A 19,923-nucleotide genomic window follows, 5' to 3' on the forward strand; every position below is an offset into this window, starting at 1 on the left:
GCGTCACCACGACTCCCGCCCTGTGAGGACCTTCCGATGACCCCGCCCCTCCGCCGCCTGCTTTCCCTCGCCGCCGCGCTCGGCATGGCGCTCGCCCTCGGCGCCTGCCAACCGGAGCCGCCCGAGCCGACGCCCGAACCCGCCCCCGCACCCGGCACCTGAGGCCCTCGGCGGCATGCAACGCAGGCAACGAAAGAGGCGCGGCCGGAGCCGCGCCTCTTCATTCCCATCCGGCCGCCGCACGACGGCCTGCACTCACGCCAGCGCCGCTTCCCGCGGCTGTGGACGCGCACCCTCGCAGCGCTGCTGCAGGAGATGCCAGTCCACCACCAGCTCGCTGCCCTTGGCCTTCGCCCCGCGCGCCCACTCCTTGAGCAGCTCGAGGTAGGCCTGGTCGACGTGCTGCAGGCGGTCGATGTTGAGCGTGAGCTGGGTTCCCGGCGGAATCTGCTCCAGCGTCCGCGCCATCGCCGGGACCTTGAGGAAGGTCGCCGAGCCCTGCAGGTCGAGCGCCACCTCGTTCTCGGCCGACTGCTTCACGCCGATGTCCAGGCGCGAGGACAGCAGGGCGAGCCGGAACAGCGAAGCGGCGAAGCCGATCACCACGCCGGTCAGCAGGTCGGTGGCCACGATCGCCAGCATCGTCACCACGTACACCACCGCGGTGCCGCGGCCGTACTGCGCCAGCGTCCTGATCTGCCCGAGGTTGACCATCTTCACGCCGGTGTAGACCAGGATGCCGGCGAGGCAGGCGACCGGGGTCATCCGCATCAGCCACGGCAGCAGCATGGCGAACACCAGCAGCCAGCTGCCGTGCAGCATCGTCGCCAGCCGCGTGGCCGAGCCCGCCTGCACGTTGGCCGCGCTGCGCACGATCACGCCGGTCATCGGCAGCGCACCGAGCAGGCCGCACACGAAGTTGCCGACGCCCTGCGCACCCAGCTCGCGGTTGAAGTTGGTGCGCACGCCGTCGTGCATGCGGTCCACCGCCGCCGCCGACAGCAGGGTCTCCGCGCTGGCGATGAAGGCGAAGGTGACGCCCGCCAGCACCAGGGTCGGATCGATCAGCATGCCCAGCCATTCCGCATCGGGCAGGTGGATCGCCGAGAGCAGGTTGGAGGGCACGTCGACCAGGTTTACGGCGATGCCGCCGAACTGCACCGCCGCGGTCACTCCGACCACGGCCAGCAGGGCGCCGGGCAGGAACTTCAGCTTCGCCGGACGCAGCTTGTCCCACGCCAGCATGATGCCGATGGTGGCCAGGCCCACGGCCAGGGCCGCCACGCCCGTGCCCTCGCCGGTCACCGCCTCCCACAGCGCACCCGGCAGCGCGGCGAAGTTCTCCAGGCCGCGGGCCAGCGGTTCGGCATCCATCAGCACGTGCAGCTGCGAGGCGACGATCAGGATGCCGATGCCCGAGAGCATGCCGGCCACGACCGCCGGCGCGACCATCCGGAACCAGACGCCCGCCCGGCACAGCCCGGCGATGAACTGGATCACGCCCGCGATCACGATCACCGGCCCCAGCGCCTCGGCACCGTGCTGGCGGACCAGCTCGAACACCAGCACCGCCAGGCCGGCGGCGGGGCCGCTGACCTGCAGCGGCGAACCGGCGATCGCACCGACCAGGATGCCGCCGACGATGCCGGTGATGAGGCCGGCGGCCGGCGGCATGCCCGAGGCGATGGCCACGCCCATGCACAGCGGCAGTGCCACCAGGAACACCACCACCGAGCCGAGCAGGTCGCGCCCGAACAGGCCCTTCGCGAAATAGTCCTTCATCGCGGGCCTCCTCAGGCGGCGGCGGAGGCCGGGAAGCGCGCATCGGGCGTCGCCTCCGGCTGCACGCCGTCCTGCTCGAGCGGACGGAAGCTGCGCTTCTTGCCGTCGTAGGCGGTGATCTCGCCGTGCTCGATGTCGTAGATCCAGCCGTGGATGCGCAGCGCGCCGTTGGCCAGCGCGGCGGCCACCGCGGGCAGCGTGCGCAGGTGCTCGAGCTGGGCGATGACGTTCTCCTCGGTCAGCGCGCGCAGCTTGTCCTCGACCGAACGCTCGCGGTGCTCGGCGTACACGTAGTGCGCGAGTTCGGCGTGCTTGAGCCATGCGCGGACCGACGGCAGCTCGGTCAGCGCCTCGGGGCGCTGCAGGGCCTTCATCGCGCCGCAGTCGCTGTGCCCGCAGATGACGATGTGGCCGACCTTGAGCACCTTCACCGCGTACTCGATCGCCGCGACGACGCCGCTGACCTGCTGGCCGTAGGGCGGGACGATGTTGCCGACGTTGCGGTAGACGAAGATCTCGCCGGGCTTGGCCGAGAGCATCAGCTCCGGCATGACCCGCGAATCGGCGCAGGTCAGGAACATGGTGTGCGGCTGCTGCCCGCTGGCCAGGCGGGCGAAGGTCTCGCGCTCGTTCGGGAACACCGACGTGCGGAACTGGTGGTAGCCCTCGATGAGGCGCTCCATGGCTTTCTCCTTGTTGGAATTGCAGGGGGGAAGAGCAGGCGCGCGCCGTCCCGGCGCCGGCCGCGCGAACGGACCGGTGTCATCGGAAACGGAAGGGTTGGAGTGGCTGCGGACGACGCGCGCGCTTCGCCTCGGGCCTGGGCCCGGGGCGAAGGTTCAGGGATGGCGCGTGCCGAGCGGCACGCGCGCGCGGTCAGGCCGCGATCGGCGGCCGCAGCAGGGAACCCGGCGGATGGCGGGGTTCCGGCACGGGGTGCGGAGTGAGGTGGCTGCCGGCGTCCGGCACCGGGGCGGCGAGCGCGGCGAGGCCGAGGAAGCCGTCGTCGCTGCCGGTCTCCACGATCTCGACCTGGGCCTCGTCGGGATCCGGCGGATCGCCGTCGATGCCTGCGGCCCCGCGCTTGCCCAGGGGCGCTGCCTCGGAGAGTTCCTCGACCGGCGAGACCGAGCCGCCGGCAGGCAGGCCGACCCGCGTCAGCGCGAGTCCGCCACCGCTGGCCGACCACTGCACCACGATCGCCAGCAGCAACAGCAGCGCGCCAACGCCGGGCAGTCCCAGGCGCTCGCGTGCTGCGGGCAGATGTCGACGTGACGTGGCCATCGTCACGGAAACTACGCAGTCGGTGTCGAGGACGTCAAGTGTTGCTGCGCAGCAGATTCCTCGCGGATCTGCCTCAGAACCAGCCTGAACAGCAAGGAAACGCCGGCAACGGCGGCCTTCCGCCCGCTGCTGCGCCGCATCAGCCGCAGGGTAGACCGACCCCCTCCCAACGCTCCCGCGCAGCCGCGTCGGCAGCTGGCGCCGCAGCGGTCTCCAGCCATACCAGGCCCCGCCCACGGTCGATGCGCAGGGCCGCGTGCGGCTGCCGGCGCCGCTGTTCGTCCTGGGCAAGGACCAGGGCGGCGGCCAGCGCGGCGTCGCGGCACGGCAGGCCGCGCTCGACCGGGATGTCGTTGCGGCGGACCTGCCAGCGACGGCTGCCCGCGTCGTGGCAGACCTGGAAGACGAGGCTCATGGACGCTCCGGATGAGGAACTCCCGGCGGCGCTCCGCGCGAGCCTCGCCTCCATGCGATGACGGGCGCCGCCGGGAACCGGCAAGACTCGCGCCGGCGTCGCCGCGGCGCGTGCGTCCGTCGCCGTCGCGAGGGGTAGGAAAATTCCTATCCGCGCCTAGAGCGGCTCGAACAGCTCGGCCAGGTCCGCCTCGTCGAAGCGCAGGCGCTCGGTGCTGCCGCCCTCCTCCAGCACCGCACGTGCCAGGTCGGCCTTGCGGTGCTGCATCGCCTGGATCTTCTCCTCCACCGTGCCCGCGCAGATCAGGCGGTAGACGAACACCGGCTTGTCCTGGCCGATTCGGTGCGCGCGGTCGGTGGCCTGCGCCTCGGCGGCGGGGTTCCACCACGGGTCGTAGTGGATGACGGTGTCGGCGGCGGTGAGGTTGAGGCCGACGCCGCCGGCCTTGAGGCTGATCAGGAACAGCGGCACCGCGCCGGCCTGGAAGCGCGCGACCATGTCGGCACGCTCGCTGCCCGGAGTCTGCCCGGTGAGCTTGAGGTGGGCGATGCCGCGGGCGTCGAGCGCCTGCCCGATCAGCGCCAGCATCTCGGTGAACTGCGAGAACACCAGCACGCTGCGGCCCTCGCCCAGCAGGCTGTCGACCAGCTCCAGCAGCGCGTCGAGCTTGGCCGAGCCCTGCACGTGGCGGGCGCTGTCGAGCTTGACCAGGCGCGGATCGCAGCACACCTGGCGCAGCTTGAGCAGCGCATCGATGACCACGATCCCCGACTGCCCGAGCCCGCGGGTGCTGACCGCATCCAGCACCCGCGCGTGCTGGGCCAGGCGCAGCGTCTCGTACAGCGCGCGCTGGTCGCCCTCGAGGTCGATGCTGCGCACCATCTCGCTCTTGGCCGGCAGGTCGGCGAGCACGTCGTCCTTGCGCCGGCGCAGCAGCAGCGGACCGATGCGACGGTTGAGGCGCTGCTGCTTGGCCGCATCGCCGTGCTTCTCGATCGGCGTGCGGTAGAGCCGCGCGAACTGGCGCTCGCTGCCGAGCAGGCCCGGTTCGACCGCATCGAACTGCGCCCACAGCTCGCCCAGGTGGTTCTCCAGCGGCGTGCCGGTCATCGCCAGGCGCCGGCGCGCCGGGATCTCGCGCACCACCTGCGCGGCCAGGCTGCGCGCGTTCTTGATCGCCTGCGCCTCGTCCATCACCAGCACCGAGAAGCGGCGCTCGACCAGGCGCTCGCGATCGCGCGGCAGCAGCGGATAGGTGGTGATCACCAGGTCGTGGCTGTCGATCTGGTCGAAGGCGTCGGCGCGCCCGGAACCGTGCAGCACGAGGGTGCGCAGGCCCGGCGCGAAGCGCGCCGCCTCCTCGCGCCAGTTGCCGACCAGGCTGGTCGGGCACACCACCAGCGCCGGCACGTCCATGCGCCCGCGCTGCTTCTCGGCGAGCAGATGCGCGATCACCTGCACGGTCTTGCCCAGGCCCATGTCGTCGGCGAGCACGCCGCCGAGGCCGGTGTCGGCGAGGTAGTCGAGCCAGGCCAGGCCCTCGCGCTGGTAGGGGCGCAGGGTGGCGTTGAAGCCGGGCGGCGCGTCGGCCTCGGCGTGGGCGCCCTCGCGCAGGCGCAGCAGGCGCTGGCGCAGGCCGGTGGCATCCGCCCAGCGCAGCCGCGCCTGTTCGCTGATGCCGGCAATCACCGCCGCCTGCGTGCGGTGCATGCGCAGGCCGCGGCCGCGGTCGGATTCCAGCCACTCCAGCAGCGGCGCGATCAGCGCGCGCAGGCGCGCCAGCGGCAGCTGCACGCTTCGGTAGTCGTCGACCTGCACGCGCCACAGCGCGTTCTTCTTCTCGTCGGGCGGCGCCTGCAGCGGGAAGTCGGGATCCTCGAGCATGCGCCGCAGCAGCGGCAGCATGTCCACGCGCGTGCCCTGCACGTCGATGCCCAGGCGCACGTCGAACCACGCGCCCTGCTGCTCGGCGATGTCGAGGTGCCAGTCGCCGACCTCGACCATCTCGTCGTGCGGGAAGTCGAGCTCGTACTCGATCCGCGCGCCGCTCGCCGCCAGCTGGCGCAGCAGCGGTCGCCAGCCTTCCGGCGGCAGCGGCGCGCGGCGCGGGTCCGGCCGCGCGAACAGCTCGCCCTCGGCGACCTCGAGCGGCAGGCCCATGCCGCGCGCGCACTCGCGCGCCTCGACCAGGCCGGCCTTGAGCAGGGCCTGCAGCATCTTGCGCTCGCGCGGGAGATCGCGCCGCGCCTCGACCACCTTGCCGTCGAGGAAGCGGCGCAGCACCGGCGTGGCGCTGCTGACGTTGGCGCGCAGCGGGCCGTAGTCGAAGGCCAGGCGCGCGCAGCCGAGGACGTCGGGATCGCCCTCCAGCCGGCGCGGATGCGTCGCCGGCATCGGCACCCCGCGCATGACCAGCACCGGCACCGGGTCGCTGCCCAGCCGGCGCACCGGCCCGCGCGGCTCGGGCACCGGCAGCTGCGCGGCCGGTCCGGGACGCTTCTGCTGCTGCAGCAGGCCGGGGATGTCCTCCGGCTGCAGCGGCGCGGTCTGCGGCGGGATGTCGAGCAGGGCGAGATCGCCGCCGACGCTGCCGAACACGGGCTCGCCGCTGCGCACGTACCACAGCCCGGCGCCACGCAGCAGCTGCGCGTCGGCGTAGTCGTCGAGTCCGCTGACCAGCAGCTGGCTGCCGTCCGCCAGCGGCTGCCACGACAGCGCGAGCGTCGTCTGCGGGCCGCGCGCCAGCGGGCCGTTGCCGGGCCGCTCGTACCAGACCGGGTAGCGCGCGGCGAGCGTCTCCATCGCCTCCTCCAGCGCGCGCGTGGTCACCGCGCGCAGGGTCAGCGCGCCCTGGTGCACCGGCGTCGCCGCGGCGAGCGCCTCCAGGGCGGCGGCGACCTCGTCGGGCCAACCTTCGGCCGGAGCCAGCGCGCCGGGACGCAGCGAGGCCGGCTGCGGATCGACCAGGCCGCCGTCGCGCCGCGCCGGCCGCGCCCAGACCGCGGCCACGCACAGGCGCGGCACGTCGCGGCGCACGCGCAGGCGCGGCGGCAGCGGGTCGTCGTCGTAGCCGTAGCGCGCGAGCGGCGCGGTGTCCTGCATGCGCAGCAGCAGGCCGAGCGTGCGCTCGCCGGTCGCGGCCTCCTCGTCCGGCGGAAGCAGGGGACCCGCCTCGCCCGACCAGGCGTCCGGCGGCAGCGCCGATGCCAGCAGCAGCGCGGCGACGTCGCGCACGTCGGCCTCGCCGCGGTCGCGGGCGCGGAGCCCGGCGGCGTCGTCCAGGCCCACCGCGTGGACCGCCCGCTCAAAGCGGGCGAGCAGGCGCGGGCCGTGGTCGTCGCGCGCGGCCGTCAGCGCATGGATCGCGCCGGCGGCGGCGAGCAGCCGTCCCTCCTGCAGGAGGGATTCGGGAAGGTCGCCGCGCCAGTGGCCCTCGGCGAGGCGTCGGTGCAGGTCGTCTGGCGTCATCGGTCCGTTTCGCACGCGCGACCGGTGAGCGTAGCCCGGCGCGCGCCGCAGGTCAGCCCTGCGGCGACGACGCGGCGTCGGCTCCCTCCCCGCGGAGCGGCGCATCGATACGCCCGCGTTTTCCGTCGCGGCGCAAACGCGCCACAATGGCCGTCTCTCCGCCGCTCCCCGGGCGGCGTCCCTGGACGTACTGCAGGAGGTTTCATGGCCGACGCAACGCCGACCCCGCCCGCTGGCGGCGAAAAGATCACGATCAGCGACGGCACGCTGAACGTGCCGAACCACCCGATCATCCCCTTCATCGAAGGCGACGGCACCGGCCCCGACATCTGGGCCGCGGCGGTGCGCGTGCTCGACGCGGCGGTGGCCAAGGCCTACGGCGGCGAGCGCTCGCTGAAGTGGATGGAGGTCTACGCCGGCGAGAAGGCCAACAACCAGTTCGGCACCTGGCTGCCCGACGCCACCGTCGAGGCCTGCCGCGAGTACCTGGTCTCGATCAAGGGCCCGCTGACCACGCCGGTCGGCGGCGGCATCCGCTCGCTCAACGTCGCGCTGCGGCAGATGCTCGACCTCTACACCTGCCTGCGCCCGGTGCGCTGGTTCGACGGCGTGCCGTCGCCGGTGAAGAAGCCGCAGGAGGTCGACATGGTGATCTTCCGCGAGAACACCGAGGACATCTATGCCGGCATCGAGTTCCAGGAAGGCACCGACGACGCCGCGCGCCTGAAGGCGCTGCTCGAGGAGCACTTCCCGGACAGGTTCCGCAAGATCCGCTTCCCGGCGACCTCGGGCTTCGGCCTCAAGCCGGTGTCGAGGGAAGGCACCGAGCGCCTGGTGCGCGCGGCGCTGAACTACGCCGTCGAGTACGACCGCGATTCGGTCACCCTGGTGCACAAGGGCAACATCATGAAGTTCACGGAGGGCGCCTTCCGTGACTGGGGCTATGCGCTGGCCAAGAGCGAGTTCGGCGCGACCGAGCTCGACGGCGGCCCGTGGCTCACCTTCAAGAACCCGAAGACCGGCAAGACCATCACCGTCAAGGACGTCATCGCCGACGCCTTCCTGCAGCAGATCCTGCTGCGTCCGGCGGAGTACGACGTGGTCGCCACGCTCAACCTCAACGGCGACTACGTCTCCGACGCGCTCGCCGCCGAAGTGGGCGGCATCGGCATCGCGCCGGGCGGCAACATCAACTACGTCACCGGCCATGCGGTGTTCGAGGCGACCCACGGCACCGCGCCGAAGTACGCCGGCCAGGACAAGGTCAACCCGGGCTCGGTGATCCTGTCGGGCGAGATGATGCTGCGCCACCTCGGCTGGACCGAGGCCGCCGACGCCATCATCAAGGCGATGGACGTGGCGATCTCGAAGAAGGAGGTCACCTACGACTTCGCCCGCCTGATGGAGGGTGCGACCGAAGTGAAGTGCTCGGCCTTCGCCGACCGCATCATCGCGGCGATGTAGCCGGCCCGATCCGCACGTGTGTCGACGGGGCGCCTTCGGGCGCCCCGTTGCGTTTCGAAACGCCTCATGCGCAGCCGGCGACCGACGTGCCGCCATCGCAGGGCGCGGGTCCGGGCCGCGACCGCGGCGGGCGCGCGTCCGGCGCATGCAGCGGCGCTGCGGCCGCGCCATCGGTGGGCGCGAGCGTGTCCAGCGCGCGCGGCGTGACGACGTGACCGTGCAGGAACAGCAGGCCCCGGCTCAGCTCCGACAGGGAATGCAGGAAGGTCATGGCGGGAGGCTCCGGCGACTTGAGTAGGGCTGAAGCTACTGGTGCTATCCGCGCGCAAAAAGCGAAACTTGCGCAACCCAGGCTTGAGCTCCAGTCAAGGTGCACCGGCTTCCGCTCGCCCTCGTCGAAGCCTTCGTCGCAGTGGCCCGCTGCGGCAACCTGACCCGCGCCGCCGCGGCGATGCACGTCACCGTCAGCGCGCTCAGCCACCGCATGCGCCAGCTCGAGGAGCGGGTCGGCTGCCGCCTGTTCGTGCGCGGCCCACGCGGGGTGACGCTGACCGCGGACGGGCGCCGCCTGTTCGAGGCGATGGCTGCGCCCCTGGGCGAGATCGAGCGCGCGTGGCGCGACTTCCGCGTGCGCAGCGGCGATCGACTGACCCTGAGCCTGGTGCCCCTGGTCGCCAGCGGCTGGCTGGTCCCGCGGCTGCCGGGCTTCGTCGCCAGACACCCCGACATCGGCATCAACCTGCAGTCGACCACCGCCCTGGTCGATTTCGACCGCGAAGACGTCGACGCGGCGCTGCGCCTGGGCCGCGGCAACTGGCCCGGCCTGCACGCCGAACATCTTTTCGACGAGTGGGCCACGCCGGTAGCGAGCCCGGCACTGCTCGCGCGCACCGGGCCGCTGAGCGAGGACAACCTCGGCACGGCACCGCTGCTGGGCGATCCCGACACCCGCCCCGACGACCATGCCGAGCACTGGCGTCCGTGGTTCGCGCGCTTCGGCGGCGAAGCGCCGGCGCACTACGTCGCCAGCTTCGACAACTCCGAGACGCTGCACCAGGCGGCGGTGCAGGGCCTGGGCGTGGCGCTGGGCCGCCTGACCCTGGCGCAGCCGCTGGTCGATGCCGGCCTGCTGGTGCGCCTGAGCCGCAAACGGCTGCGCATGAACTACGCGCACTGGCTGGTGTATCCCCCGCGCAGCCTCGGGCACGCCGGCTTCCTCGCCTTCCGCGCATGGCTGCATGCGCAGCTCGGGCGCGAAGCGCCGCCGCCGCCGTCGAGTGCCGATGCGCTCACGTCGGCTTGGCGCGGTGCATCTAGATTGGGGCTCTCGGTCCCCAGGAGCGCAGCCATGGCCAACCGCGTCGATCCGCCACAGCCCGAGGACGGTTCCGGCGCCGTCTCCAACGACCAGGTCGACGACCGCATGCCGTCGGCCTATCTCGCCGGCGCCGGCTACACCGTGCTCGAAGGCGACACCCTCGCCTCGATCGCGCGCGCGCGCTATGGCGACGAGGCCGCCGCGGACCTCATCCTCGAGGCCAACCGCGAGGTCATCGGCGACCGCGAGACGCTCACGCCCGGGGTGGTCCTGAGCCTGCCCGAGAGCAGGTGAGCCGGCGCCGGCCGCGACCGCCGCGATCGCTCCCGGGCTAGGCTGGCGCGCATGCCCTCCCGCCCCGCTCCCTCGCGCCGCGACGCGCGTGCGATCGCCAGCCTGATCGCGGACGCCTTCGCCGACTACGACGCCCGCTTCGGCGACATCACCCGGCGTGCGCAGCGCCGGTTCGCGCAGTGCGACTGGACCGGCGCGCAGGCCGACGCGGTGGCGCGCATCGACCTCTACGAGCAGTGCGTGGGCGAGACCCTGGCGCGGCTGGACGCGCGCTTCGGCGACCGCCTGCGTGCGCGCATGCTGTGGAACCAGGTCCGCGACGCCTACGCCGGCGCCATCGCCGAGCGGCTCGACTGCGAGCTCGACAAGACCTTCTTCAATTCGCTGTCGCGACGCCTGTTCGGCACCCGCGGCGCGGATGCGCGGCTGGAGTTCCTGGCGGTCGACATCGAGCCGACCGACCGCATCACCCATCCGGTGGCGCGCCACGTCTACGTGATCGGCGACGACCTCGCCACGAGCTGCGGGCGCCTGCTGCGCGACCACGCCTTCGTCGGCCGCTTCGCCGACCTCGAGGCCAGCGCACGTGCGCTGGCCGCGGCGCTGCGGGCGCGTTCGGACACCCGCGGGCGCGCGATCGAGCTGCTGCGCACGGTGTTCTACCGCGAGCGCCGCGCCTACCTGGTCGGGCGCATCTTCGACGACGAGACCTGGGCGCCGCTGGTGGTGGCGCTCACCAACGGTGATGGGGGTGTCGCGGTCGACGCGGTGCTGACCGAACGCCGGCAGGTGTCGATGCTGTTCGGCTTCGCGCGGAGCTACTTCCACGCCGACCTGCCGACGGTGGGCGACGCGGTGGTGTTCTTGCGCACGCTGATGCCGCACAAGCCGGTCGACGAGATCTACGCGGTGCTGGGTCGGGCCAAGCAGGCCAAGACCGAGCGCTACCGGCGCCTGCTGCGGCATCTGCAGCTCAACCCGGACGAACGCTTCGTCGTCGCCGAGGGCGAGCGCGGGCTGGTGATGCAGGTGTTCACCCTGCCCACCTACCCGATCGTGTTCAAGCTGATCCGCGACCGCTTCGGCTACGGCAAGTCGATTTCGCGCGCCGGGGTGATCGCCCGCTACCGGCTGGTGGCGCGGCACGACCGCGTCGGGCGGCTGGTCGACGCGCAGGAGTTCCGCGAGCTGCGCTTCGCGGCCGCGCGCTTCGAACCGGCGCTGCTGGACGCGCTGCTGGCCGAGTGCAGCGAGACCGTCTACCGCGACGGCGGGGAGATCGTGCTCCGGCACTGCTACATCGAGCGCCGCCTGCGCCCGCTCAACCTCTACCTCCGCGAGGTGGACGAAGCCGCCGCGCTGGCCGCGGCGCTCGACTACGGCCAGGCGATCAAGGACCTCGCCCGCAGCGGCATCTTCCCCGGCGACATGCTGCTGAAGAACTTCGGCGTCAGCCGCAACGGCCGCGCGATCTTCTACGACTACGACGAACTCTGTCCGCTCGAGGCCTGCAGCTTCCGCCGGCTGCCGGCGCTGTCGGGGGACGAGGCGCTGCAGCCGCTGGAGGACGTGGTCTACGCGGCGGAGGGCGACGTGTTCCCCGAGGAGTTCGCGCGCTTCCTGGGCCTTGCGCCCGCGCTGCGCGAGGCCTTCGTCGCCGCGCACCCGGAGCTGTTCGACCCGGACTGGTGGCGCGGCCTGCAGGCGGCGCGCCTGCGCGGCGAGGCGCCGGACGTGCCGCCCTATCCCGACTCGGCGCGCACCGCCGTGCGCGCGCAGACGTCGGCCTGACCCGCCTCAGCGCGCCGCGCGCGCGCCCGGCAGGGGCGCCGGCGCGTGCAGGCGCCCGCCCTCGGCCACGTAGCGCTGCAGCGCGAGCCCCTGGTCCTCCAGGTGCGCGGCCATGACCCGCTGCGCGGCGTCGGGATCGCGTCGCCGGAAGCAGTCCATCAGGATGCGGTGCTCGGCGAGCGAGGCTTCCATGCGGCCCGGCGCCAGCAGCTGGCGCCCGCGGTGCATCTTCAGGATGCGGCGCAGGTCGCTGGTGGCGCGGATCAGCCAGCGGTTGCCGGACAGGGTCTGCACGCATTCGTGGAAGCGGTAGTTGCCCGCGTAGTAGGCGGCGATGTCGCCCGCGGCCGCCGCCGCCTCGAGCTCGGCGTGGATCGCCTCGAGCGTCTCCAGGTCGCCCGCGCCGAGCTTGCGCGCGGCCTCGAAGGCGCAGCGGCCCTCCAGCAGCGCCATCACCGGGAACAGCTCGGCCAGGTCCTCCAGCGAGATCTTGACCACGCGGCAGCCGCGGCCCGGTTCCATCTGCACCAGGCCCTCGGCGGCGAGCAGCTTCAGGCTCTCGCGCAGCGGCGTGCGGCTGATGCCGAGCTCCGCGGCGAGCGCGGGCTCGTCGATCCAGCTGTCGGGCAGAAGCTCGTAGTCGTAGATCTTCTCGCGCAGGCGCTCGGCGACGTCCTGGTAGAGGGCGTTGCGCCGCTGCGGGAGAAGCTGGGATGCGTCGCTCATGGCGCGGAGGATTCGCGGCGGAGGCAGGCCTGGCGATCCCGATTATGCGTCGGCCCGGCACGCGCCGGCATGTGCGGATGCACATGCTAGGCTCCGGCGCCACCGCCTCCGGGATTCCCGCATGCATCGTCCGCTCGTCGCCTGCGCCGCGCTCGCGCTGCTCGCCGCCTGCGCCACGCCGGCACCGGAACCTGCCGTGCCCAGCGCCGAGGCGCTGTCGGAGCCGGCGCCGCCGCCGGACCTGGCCAGTCCCGCCGACACCTTCGACGCGCGCCTCGACGGCGTGCTCGACGGCACCTGGCGCAGCGCCGCCAACCGCGCGCGCGACCCGGCCAGGCACCCGAAGCAGACGCTGGGGTTCTTCGGGCTGCAGGCGGGACAGACGGTGCTGGAGCTGAGTCCGGGCGGCGGCTGGTACGCCGAGATCCTCGCGCCGCTGATGCGCGGCGACGGCCAGTACGTCGCGCTGGTGCCCGACGGCGGCGACCGCGGCGAGCGTCTGCGCACGCGCTTCGCCGCGGAGCCCGCGATCTTCGGCCAGCCGCAGGTGCGCACCTTCGACCCTGCGGCGCCACGCTTCGGTGCCGACGCCAGCGCCGACGTGCTGCTGACCTTCCGCAACGTGCACAACTGGATCGACAACGGCAGCGCCGCGGCCATCTTCGATGCCGCCCACGCGGTGCTCCGCGAGGGCGGCACCTTCGGCGTGGTCGACCACCGCGCGCGCCCGGGCACGGAAGCGGCGTCCGCCGGCAGCGGCTACGTCACCGTCGCCCAGGTCGTGGCGCTCGCCGAGGCGGCGGGTTTCCGTCTGGTCGAGGAGAGCGACATCAATGCCAACCCCCGCGACACCACAGAGCATCCCAACGGGGTGTGGACGCTGCCGCCGACGCTGCGCGTGCCCGACGGCGCCGACGCCGGGCGCTACCGCGCGATCGGCGAGAGCGACCGCATGACCCTGAAGTTCGTGAAGCCGCAGGCCCCCTGATCCACCGCCCACCCGACCGGAGAGCGACATGCGCAACGCCACCCTGAGCCTGACCATCGCCCTGGCGCTCTGCGCCTGCGGCCGGATCGGTCCGCCGGACGACGCCGACCGCGTCGAGACCGCGGTCGACCAGCCCGCTCCTGCAACCGCCGCGCCCGCACCCGGCGGCACCGCCGACGCCATCGCCACGCAGGACCCGCTCGACGCCGCCCTGGCCGGCGACTGGCGCGGCGACACCCGCGCGCGCGACCAGTACCGGCACCCGGCCGAGACGCTGCGCTTCTTCGGCGTGGAGCCGGACGACACCGTGGTCGAGATCACGCCCGGCGGCGGCTGGTACGCCCGCGTCCTGGCCCCCTACCTGCGCGCCAACGGCCACTATGTCGCCGCGGTGGTCGATCCCGAACGCGCCGGCGAGCGCGCCCGCGACTACCAGGCCCGCGCCCGCGACCAGCTGCAGGGGCTGCTGGCCGACACCTCGGTGTACGGCGAGACCGAGATCGTCGCCTTCGACCCCGCAGCACCGGCATTCGGCGCACCCGGCAGCGCCGACGTGGTGCTGACCTTCCGCAACGTGCACAACTGGCGCGGCGGCGGCAACGCCGAGGCGATGTTCCGCGGCTTCTTCGAGGTGCTGAAGCCCGGCGGCGTCCTCGGCGTGGTCGAGCATCGCGCCGCGCAGGACGTGCCGGACGACGACGGGACCGGCTATGTCGGCGAGGCGCAGGTCGTCGCGCTGGCCGAACAGGCGGGGTTCCGGCTCGACGGGAAGAGCGAGATCAACGCGAATCCGGCCGATACCCGCGACCACCCGAACGGGGTGTGGACCCTGCCGCCAACCTCGAACCTGCCCGAGGGTGCCGATCCGGCCCCGTTCCAGGCGATCGGCGAAAGCGACCGCATGACCCTGCGCTTCGTCAAGCCGCAGGCCTGAGCAGCGCCCGTCAGCGGGCGCGCTGCCGCAGGCGGCGCGCCTGCGCCCGCTGGCGCCGACGCAGGTAACCCAGCAGGAAACGCTCCTGCTGGCGGCTGCCGCGGGGGAAGTCGCCGATGACCGCCTCGCGCCAGCCATCCAGGACCGCGGGGTGGATGTAGCTCTTGCGGCAGACTGCCGGCGTGTTGCGCAGTTCGCAGGCGACCTGCTTGATCGCCGCGGCGAGCGTCGATGTCACCGCGCGCTCGCCGCCGGCCTCGGGCAGCGGCGTCTGCGCCAGCACCGCCAGCGCGCGCAGGGTGCCGCCCCAGGTGCGGAAGTCCTTGGCGCTGAAATCGCCGCCCATGGCATCGCGCAGGTAGTCGTTGACCATGCCGGAGTCGACCGGCTGCCGCGCCCCGTCCTCGTCCAGGTACTGGAACAGGTGCTGCCCGGGCAGCTGCTGGCAGCGCTGCACGATCCGCGCGAGCCGCGTGTCGTCGATCGCGATCTCGTGCTCCAGCCCGCTCTTGCCGCGGAAGCGCAACCAGGCGCGGCCGGCGCGCACGAACTGGAGATGGCGGTCGCGCAGGGTGGTCAGGCCGTAGGAGCGATTGTCGCGGGCGTACTCGATGTTGCCGATCCGGGCCAGCGTCTCGCCGAGCAGGGTGACGACGACGGCGAGGACCTTGTCGCGCGGCAGGCCCGGCAGGGCGAGATCGCGCTTGAGCCGTCTGCGCAGGCGCGGCAGCGCCTCGCCGAAGGCGATCATGCGTCCGTACTTGTCCTCCTCGCGCACCTCGTGCCAGCGCGCGTGGTAGCGGTACTGCTTGCGTCCGCGGGCATCGCGGCCGGTGGCCTGCAGGTGGCCGTTGGGGCGCGCGCAGATCCAGACGTCGGTGTAGGCCGGCGGGATCGCCAGGGCGCGGATGCGGGTGAGGATCCGATCGTCCCGGATCGGCTGTCCCCGGGTGTCGATGTAGCTGAAGCCCTTGCCGGCCCTGCGCCTGCGGAAGCCGGGCTGCTCATCGCTCACGTGTACCAGTCCCGCCTCGGTGAGCTGCTCGGCGATCTGCGCCGCCTGGAGGTCGTGACTGTCGCCGGATGGCGCGGATGCCGGGCTGCTCATGCGGCGCAACGCTGGCGAGCGGCTCGCGAAGGCGACGTGTGTTCGACGCCGGTCTGCGCGGTCACCGCCCGCGCCGCCCGCTGAACGGACGCTTTCCGCCAGCGAACATGCCGCGTTCGTTCAGCAAGTTCATCATGCGCCTTGCACCAGCCCATTGGCAGGCTCCGTCCCCGTCGACTGCCGGCCCCCCGTCGGTCGCCATCGATTTCCACCCGAATCGAGACAGGAGTTCAACATGCTGAGCTACGCCATCATCTTCCTGATCATCGCGCTCATCGCCGGCGCCTTCGGCTTCTTCGGCGTGGCCGGCATCGCCGGCACGATCGCGAAGGTGCTGTTCGTGATCTTCCTCGTGCTGTTCGTGATCTCGCTGATCCGCGGCCGCAGGGTCTAGATCCCGATCACTCCGACAAACCACCCGAAGTCATACACGTCACACCAGGAGCAAACACATGACCAATAACAAACTGCTGCTGAGCCTCGCCGTCGCCGCCACCTTCGCGCTTTCGGCGTGCGACCAGCAGAGCACTCAGGCCGACGTCGCCGAGGCCCAGCAGGAAGCGCAGGAGAACGTCGCAGAGGCGCGCCAGGACGCGGCCGAGAACGTGGCCGAGGAGCGCGAGGACCTGCGCGACGACATGGGCGACCGCGACATGAACGGCCTCGACGGCGAACGCGCCGACGTCGCCGATGCGCAGGCGCAGGCCCAGTACGAGGTCGCCGTCGCCGAGGCCGAGGCCCAGCACAAGGTCGCCGTGGAGAAGGCGCAGACCATGCCGGAGGGCCCGGAGCGCGAGGCCGCCATCGCCGAGGCCGACGCCGCCCTGGAGAAGGCCAAGGCCGATGCCGAGGCCGCCCGCGCCGAGGCCGAGGCCAACGCCGAGCAGATGGACGAGAACGCCGACGCCGAGCGGATGTGATCGTTCCCGCCGCACGGGGCCGCTTCCCGCGGCCCCGCGCAGCCGAGAAGGCCGCGGTCCGTCCGCGGCCTTCTCGTGTCGGCATCCTCGGCTTCCCCTGGCGTCGCCGCGCCGCCAGAATGATGCGATGCAGGATCCAGCAGCCCGCGATACGCGTTCCCTTGCCATGCTCGCCGGCCGCGCACCCAGCGTGCTGGTCGTCGACGACCAGGAGCCCAACCTCCGCCTGATCTCCACGGTGCTGCGCCAGGCCGGCCACGCGACGCTCCTGGCTGGCAGTGGCGAGCGTGCGCTCGAGCTGGCCGCACAGACGCCGCCGGACCTGGTGCTGCTGGACATGATGATGCCGGGGATGGACGGTTTCGCGGTGCTGCGTGCGCTGAAGGAAGCGCCGGCGACCGCCCATGTGCCGGCCATCTTTCTGACCGCCGCCAGCGAACGCGAGCATCTGATCCGCGCCTTCGAAGCCGGCGCCGTCGACTACCTCACCAAGCCCTTCGTGGCCGAGGAACTGCTTGCGCGGGTGCGCAACCACCTCGAGCTCAAGCTGGTGCGCGACCACCTCCGCCGCGTCGCGCACGAGCGCGAGGAACTCGCCGCGATCGTCGCCCACGACCTCAAGAACCCGCTGTCGTCGATCCACTTCAGCGCACAGCTCCTGCAGCGCGGCGGCGAGGGCCCGCCCAGCCCCGAGAAGCTGGTGCGCATCATCATGACCTCGACCGAGGACGCGCTCGCCTTCATCCGGCGCTATCTGGAACGCCGTGCCGAGGGCGAGCTGCTGCGCAGCTTCCAGAGCGAGCCGGTCGACCTGCGCGCGGTCATCGAGCGCTGCGCCGGACGCGCCGACGTCCAGGTGCAGGCCAAGCTGCTGCGGCTCGAGGTCGAGATCCAGACCGAGGCGCGCGCGCTCGGCGATGCCGACGCCCTCCTGCAGGTGCTCGACAACCTGATCTCCAACGCGATCAAGTTCTCGCCGCCCGACGGCGAGATCCGCATCGTCGTCGGCCGCGGTTCCCCCGGCACGGTCCGGGTCGCGGTGCTGGACCGCGGCCCCGGCGTGAGTGCGGATGAACAGAAGAACCTGTTCCGCCGCTACGTCCGCCTGGCGACCCAGCCGACCGGCAACGAACCCTCGAGCGGCCTGGGCCTGGCGCTGGCCAAGCAGGACATCGCGCACATGGGTGGCGAGCTCTGGTACGAGTCGCGCGCCGGGGGCGGCTCGATGTTCGCCTTCGAACTGCCGCTCGCCGCACCCGGCACCTGAGCGCCGTTCCCGTCGTTGCACCGCCAACACGCGCGTTTCATCGACGCGTCGGTATCACTGTCGCGCCCCCTCCCCACCCTTCGACAGGAGACGCCGGCATGGCCGAGAACGACACCGGCAACACCACCGCCCGCAAGACCGCCGCGCGCCGCGCCGCACGGCCCGGACGGGCCACGGCGCGCAGCGAGGTCAGCGCGGTGACCACGGCGCCGGCCAAGCGCGCCACCAGCAAGAAGACGCCCGCGCGCAAGACGGCCCAGACCGCCGCCATGATCGCGATCGGTGCCGCGGCCGCCGCCGGCGCGGTGTATGCGCTCAGGCGCGCCGGCTACCTCGGCAAGAGCAGCAGCTCGATCGCCAGCCTCAACAAGGACGTCAAGCGGCTGACCGCCGAAGCGGTGAAGTCGCTGGTCGACAAGAGCAGCGATCTCGCCGACCAGGCGGGCAAGGTCGCCACGCGGGTCGAGAAGAAGGGTCGCAAGCTGCTCGCGCGCTGAGCGCTTCGCGGCGGCACGCTCCGCTAAACATACACGCGCGTTTGTAAGTCATACGGCGCATGCGACAATGGCGCCCCCGCAGTCCGCGGGGCGCGTTCGTATCCGGCACCGGCATGGCCCAATCCGCTGACTCCCAGCCTATCGTGCGACTCGACGGCGTCTCGCTCGCGCGGGGCGCGCGCACCATCCTGCGCGGGGTGGACATGCGGGTCGACCCGGGCACCGTCACCGCGATCCTCGGGCCCAGCGGCGTCGGCAAGTCGACCCTGCTCTCGGCGGTCACCGGCGAGCTGCGTCCGACCGCCGGGTCGGTCGAGGTGCTGGGCCGGGCGGTGCCGTACGGGCGCCGCCGGGAACTGCTCGAGTTGCGGCGCGGAATCGGTGTACTGCTGCAGGGCAACGGTCTGCTGACCGACCTCACCGTCGCCGAGAACGTCGCCCTGCCCCTGCGTACCCATGCCGACCTGCCGCCGCCGCTGCTGGCGCGGGTGGTCGATTTCAAGCTCAACGCGGTCGGCCTGCGCGCCGCTGCCGACCTGTACCCGCGCGAGCTGTCCGGCGGCATGGCGCGGCGCGTCGCGCTGGCCCGGGCGCTCGCGCTCGATCCGCCGCTGATGCTCTACGACGAGCCGCTGACCGGCCTCGACCCGATCGCGGCGGGCGTCATCGTCAGCCTGATCCGGCGCCTCACCGACACCCTGGGCCTGAGCAGCGTCATCGTGACCCACCACGTGCACGAGACCCTGCCGATCGCCGACCGGGTGCTGGTGGTGGCCAACGCCGGCGTCGTGTTCAGCGGCACCCCGGCCGAGCTCGAGCGCAGCGCGGATCCGCTGGTACGCCAGTTCCTGGGCGGTCATCCGGACGGTCCGATTCCCTTCGAGATCGGCGCCGGCCGGCATGCGGAGGCCGCGGCATGAGCACGCTGCGCTCGATCGGGGCGACCGGGCTGTTCGCGTTCTCGGTGCTGCGCGCCAGCGTGCCGGGACGCGACTTCCTGCGCGAGCTGGCGCGGCAGATCTACGCGATCGGCGCGCGCTCGTTGCCGATCATCGCCGTCGGCGGCGCCTTCGTCGGCCTGGTCATGACCCTGCAGGGATTCCGGACGCTGTCGACCTTCGGCGCGAGCAACTCGCTCGGCACCCTGCTCGGGCTGTCGCTCTACCGGGAGCTCGGGCCGGTGCTGACGGCGCTGCTTTTCGTCGGGCGCGCGGGTTCCTCCATCGCCGCCGAGCTGGGGCTGATGCGCGCGACCGACCAGATCCAGGCGCTGGACCTGATGGCGATTGACCCCGTCTCGCGGGTGGTCGCGCCGCGCTTCTGGGCGGCGGTGCTCACCGTGCCGCTGCTGACCGGCTTCTTCTGCGCCTTCGCGATCGCCGCCGGCTACCTGGAGGCGGTGCAGGTCCTGGGCGTCGACGCCGGCTACTTCTGGTCGGCGCTGTCGGGCAGCGTCGACTTCCGCACCGACTTCGTGGTCGCCTTCCTCAAGGCCGCGGTGTTCGGCGGCACGGCGGCGCTGGTGGCGGCGCACGTCGGCTACCACGCCGAACCGACCATCGAGGGCACCTCGGTGGCGACCACGCGGGCGGTGGTGAACGCCTCGCTGCTGGTGCTGGTCTTCAACTTCATCCTCAGCGCGCTGCTGTTCAACAGCTGACGCGCAT

Annotated in this window: 19 protein-coding genes and 1 pseudogene; 12 read left to right on the forward strand and 8 right to left on the reverse strand. The window is 72.5% G+C overall.

Annotation, left to right across the window (positions count from 1 at the left end):
• Positions 1–36 precede the first annotated feature (36 nt).
• Positions 37–162 carry a hypothetical protein gene (locus KB893_RS18590; RefSeq protein WP_263858596.1) on the forward strand — a complete coding sequence of 42 codons (126 nt, stop codon included), beginning with the start codon at positions 37–39 and terminating at the stop codon, positions 160–162.
• A gap of 93 nt (positions 163–255) precedes the next feature.
• Here KB893_RS18590 and KB893_RS13425 read toward each other — a convergent pair whose 3' ends face one another.
• From KB893_RS13425 to KB893_RS13445, 5 genes are all read right to left on the reverse strand, one after another.
• Complete coding sequence (locus KB893_RS13425) at positions 256–1,782, reverse strand: SulP family inorganic anion transporter (RefSeq protein ID WP_211925107.1); 1,527 nt, start codon at positions 1,780–1,782, stop codon at positions 256–258.
• 11 nt (positions 1,783–1,793) lie between these two features.
• Positions 1,794–2,465, reverse strand: a complete 672-nt coding sequence (locus tag KB893_RS13430) for a carbonic anhydrase (protein WP_211925108.1) — start codon at positions 2,463–2,465, stop codon at positions 1,794–1,796.
• A 193-nt stretch (positions 2,466–2,658) separates the two neighbouring features.
• Entirely contained in the window at positions 2,659–3,066 is a 408-nt protein-coding gene (locus KB893_RS13435; protein ID WP_211925109.1) for a hypothetical protein, read from the reverse strand.
• Between the two features lie 139 nt (positions 3,067–3,205).
• Positions 3,206–3,481, reverse strand: a complete 276-nt coding sequence (locus KB893_RS13440) for a hypothetical protein (RefSeq protein ID WP_211925110.1) — start codon at positions 3,479–3,481, stop codon at positions 3,206–3,208.
• A 156-nt stretch (positions 3,482–3,637) separates the two neighbouring features.
• Positions 3,638–6,949, reverse strand: a complete 3,312-nt coding sequence (locus tag KB893_RS13445; protein WP_246505661.1) for a DEAD/DEAH box helicase — start codon at positions 6,947–6,949, stop codon at positions 3,638–3,640.
• Between the two features lie 204 nt (positions 6,950–7,153).
• Between KB893_RS13445 and icd the strand changes: the two genes are divergently transcribed.
• Positions 7,154–8,413: an NADP-dependent isocitrate dehydrogenase gene (gene icd, locus KB893_RS13450; RefSeq protein ID WP_211925164.1), complete on the forward strand. Its 1,260-nt coding sequence runs from the start codon at positions 7,154–7,156 to the stop codon at positions 8,411–8,413.
• 64 nt (positions 8,414–8,477) lie between these two features.
• Here the strand turns inward: icd and KB893_RS13455 are convergent, their stop codons facing one another.
• A complete protein-coding gene (locus KB893_RS13455) occupies positions 8,478–8,684 on the reverse strand; it encodes a hypothetical protein (protein WP_211925165.1) in 207 nt (68 codons plus the stop codon).
• A gap of 99 nt (positions 8,685–8,783) precedes the next feature.
• On the opposite strand from KB893_RS13455, the pseudogene KB893_RS13460 reads away from it, so the two are divergent.
• Together KB893_RS13460 and aceK are read left to right on the forward strand one after the other, a co-directional pair.
• Positions 8,784–9,659 (forward strand): annotated as a pseudogene (locus tag KB893_RS13460) (LysR substrate-binding domain-containing protein); the annotation flags it as partial.
• A gap of 417 nt (positions 9,660–10,076) precedes the next feature.
• Complete coding sequence (gene aceK, locus KB893_RS13465; RefSeq protein WP_211925167.1) at positions 10,077–11,816, forward strand: bifunctional isocitrate dehydrogenase kinase/phosphatase; 1,740 nt, start codon at positions 10,077–10,079, stop codon at positions 11,814–11,816.
• 6 nt (positions 11,817–11,822) lie between these two features.
• Here the strand turns inward: aceK and KB893_RS13470 are convergent, their stop codons facing one another.
• Positions 11,823–12,542 carry a GntR family transcriptional regulator gene (locus KB893_RS13470; protein WP_211925168.1) on the reverse strand — a complete coding sequence of 240 codons (720 nt, stop codon included), beginning with the start codon at positions 12,540–12,542 and terminating at the stop codon, positions 11,823–11,825.
• A 121-nt stretch (positions 12,543–12,663) separates the two neighbouring features.
• Here KB893_RS13470 and KB893_RS13475 point away from each other — a divergent pair, with 121 nt between their 5' ends.
• Together KB893_RS13475 and KB893_RS13480 are read left to right on the forward strand one after the other, a co-directional pair.
• Positions 12,664–13,530, forward strand: a complete 867-nt coding sequence (locus KB893_RS13475; protein ID WP_211925169.1) for a class I SAM-dependent methyltransferase — start codon at positions 12,664–12,666, stop codon at positions 13,528–13,530.
• A gap of 28 nt (positions 13,531–13,558) precedes the next feature.
• The gene (locus tag KB893_RS13480) at positions 13,559–14,464 is read left to right on the forward strand and encodes a class I SAM-dependent methyltransferase (RefSeq protein WP_211925170.1); all 906 of its coding nucleotides are present in this window, start codon (positions 13,559–13,561) and stop codon (positions 14,462–14,464) included.
• Positions 14,465–14,474: 10 nt separating this feature from the next.
• On the opposite strand, the gene KB893_RS13485 is transcribed toward KB893_RS13480, so the two are convergent.
• A complete protein-coding gene (locus KB893_RS13485) occupies positions 14,475–15,572 on the reverse strand; it encodes a DNA topoisomerase IB (RefSeq protein ID WP_211925171.1) in 1,098 nt (365 codons plus the stop codon).
• Positions 15,573–15,807: 235 nt separating this feature from the next.
• Between KB893_RS13485 and KB893_RS13490 the strand changes: the two genes are divergently transcribed.
• The 6 genes from KB893_RS13490 (at position 15,808) to KB893_RS13515 (ending at position 19,916) form a co-directional block, all read left to right on the forward strand.
• Complete coding sequence (locus KB893_RS13490) at positions 15,808–15,966, forward strand: DUF1328 domain-containing protein (RefSeq protein WP_211925172.1); 159 nt, start codon at positions 15,808–15,810, stop codon at positions 15,964–15,966.
• A 58-nt stretch (positions 15,967–16,024) separates the two neighbouring features.
• Positions 16,025–16,492 carry a hypothetical protein gene (locus KB893_RS13495; protein WP_211925173.1) on the forward strand — a complete coding sequence of 156 codons (468 nt, stop codon included), beginning with the start codon at positions 16,025–16,027 and terminating at the stop codon, positions 16,490–16,492.
• A 127-nt stretch (positions 16,493–16,619) separates the two neighbouring features.
• Positions 16,620–17,759 carry a hybrid sensor histidine kinase/response regulator gene (locus KB893_RS13500; protein WP_213173794.1) on the forward strand — a complete coding sequence of 380 codons (1,140 nt, stop codon included), beginning with the start codon at positions 16,620–16,622 and terminating at the stop codon, positions 17,757–17,759.
• 98 nt (positions 17,760–17,857) lie between these two features.
• On the forward strand, positions 17,858–18,256 hold the full coding sequence (locus tag KB893_RS13505) for a hypothetical protein (protein WP_211925175.1): 399 nt from the start codon (positions 17,858–17,860) through the stop codon (positions 18,254–18,256).
• Between the two features lie 113 nt (positions 18,257–18,369).
• Positions 18,370–19,176: an ABC transporter ATP-binding protein gene (locus KB893_RS13510; protein WP_211925176.1), complete on the forward strand. Its 807-nt coding sequence runs from the start codon at positions 18,370–18,372 to the stop codon at positions 19,174–19,176.
• Positions 19,173–19,916, forward strand: coding sequence for an MlaE family lipid ABC transporter permease subunit (locus KB893_RS13515; RefSeq protein WP_211925177.1), 744 nt, complete (start codon positions 19,173–19,175; stop codon positions 19,914–19,916). The genes KB893_RS13510 and KB893_RS13515 overlap by 4 nt, the downstream gene beginning before the upstream one ends.
• Positions 19,917–19,923 lie beyond the last annotated feature (7 nt).

Source organism: Coralloluteibacterium stylophorae, assembly GCF_018122625.2.
GTDB classification, from domain to species: domain Bacteria; phylum Pseudomonadota; class Gammaproteobacteria; order Xanthomonadales; family Xanthomonadaceae; genus Coralloluteibacterium; species Coralloluteibacterium stylophorae.

What these genes read in the sequence shown, in the direction of transcription:
- KB893_RS18590 (WP_263858596.1), top strand. Translation starts at nt 37, where the DNA reads ATGACCCCGCCCCTCCGCCGCCTGCTTTCCCTCGCCGCCGCGCTCGGC.
- KB893_RS13425 (WP_211925107.1), bottom strand. Translation starts at nt 1,782, where the DNA reads ATGAAGGACTATTTCGCGAAGGGCCTGTTCGGGCGCGACCTGCTCGGC.
- KB893_RS13430 (WP_211925108.1), bottom strand. Translation starts at nt 2,465, where the DNA reads ATGGAGCGCCTCATCGAGGGCTACCACCAGTTCCGCACGTCGGTGTTC.
- KB893_RS13435 (WP_211925109.1), bottom strand. Translation starts at nt 3,066, where the DNA reads ATGGCCACGTCACGTCGACATCTGCCCGCAGCACGCGAGCGCCTGGGA.
- KB893_RS13440 (WP_211925110.1), bottom strand. Translation starts at nt 3,481, where the DNA reads ATGAGCCTCGTCTTCCAGGTCTGCCACGACGCGGGCAGCCGTCGCTGG.
- KB893_RS13445 (WP_246505661.1), bottom strand. Translation starts at nt 6,949, where the DNA reads ATGACGCCAGACGACCTGCACCGACGCCTCGCCGAGGGCCACTGGCGC.
- icd (WP_211925164.1), top strand. Translation starts at nt 7,154, where the DNA reads ATGGCCGACGCAACGCCGACCCCGCCCGCTGGCGGCGAAAAGATCACG.
- KB893_RS13455 (WP_211925165.1), bottom strand. Translation starts at nt 8,684, where the DNA reads ATGACCTTCCTGCATTCCCTGTCGGAGCTGAGCCGGGGCCTGCTGTTC.
- aceK (WP_211925167.1), top strand. Translation starts at nt 10,077, where the DNA reads ATGCCCTCCCGCCCCGCTCCCTCGCGCCGCGACGCGCGTGCGATCGCC.
- KB893_RS13470 (WP_211925168.1), bottom strand. Translation starts at nt 12,542, where the DNA reads ATGAGCGACGCATCCCAGCTTCTCCCGCAGCGGCGCAACGCCCTCTAC.
- KB893_RS13475 (WP_211925169.1), top strand. Translation starts at nt 12,664, where the DNA reads ATGCATCGTCCGCTCGTCGCCTGCGCCGCGCTCGCGCTGCTCGCCGCC.
- KB893_RS13480 (WP_211925170.1), top strand. Translation starts at nt 13,559, where the DNA reads ATGCGCAACGCCACCCTGAGCCTGACCATCGCCCTGGCGCTCTGCGCC.
- KB893_RS13485 (WP_211925171.1), bottom strand. Translation starts at nt 15,572, where the DNA reads ATGAGCAGCCCGGCATCCGCGCCATCCGGCGACAGTCACGACCTCCAG.
- KB893_RS13490 (WP_211925172.1), top strand. Translation starts at nt 15,808, where the DNA reads ATGCTGAGCTACGCCATCATCTTCCTGATCATCGCGCTCATCGCCGGC.
- KB893_RS13495 (WP_211925173.1), top strand. Translation starts at nt 16,025, where the DNA reads ATGACCAATAACAAACTGCTGCTGAGCCTCGCCGTCGCCGCCACCTTC.
- KB893_RS13500 (WP_213173794.1), top strand. Translation starts at nt 16,620, where the DNA reads ATGCAGGATCCAGCAGCCCGCGATACGCGTTCCCTTGCCATGCTCGCC.
- KB893_RS13505 (WP_211925175.1), top strand. Translation starts at nt 17,858, where the DNA reads ATGGCCGAGAACGACACCGGCAACACCACCGCCCGCAAGACCGCCGCG.
- KB893_RS13510 (WP_211925176.1), top strand. Translation starts at nt 18,370, where the DNA reads ATGGCCCAATCCGCTGACTCCCAGCCTATCGTGCGACTCGACGGCGTC.
- KB893_RS13515 (WP_211925177.1), top strand. Translation starts at nt 19,173, where the DNA reads ATGAGCACGCTGCGCTCGATCGGGGCGACCGGGCTGTTCGCGTTCTCG.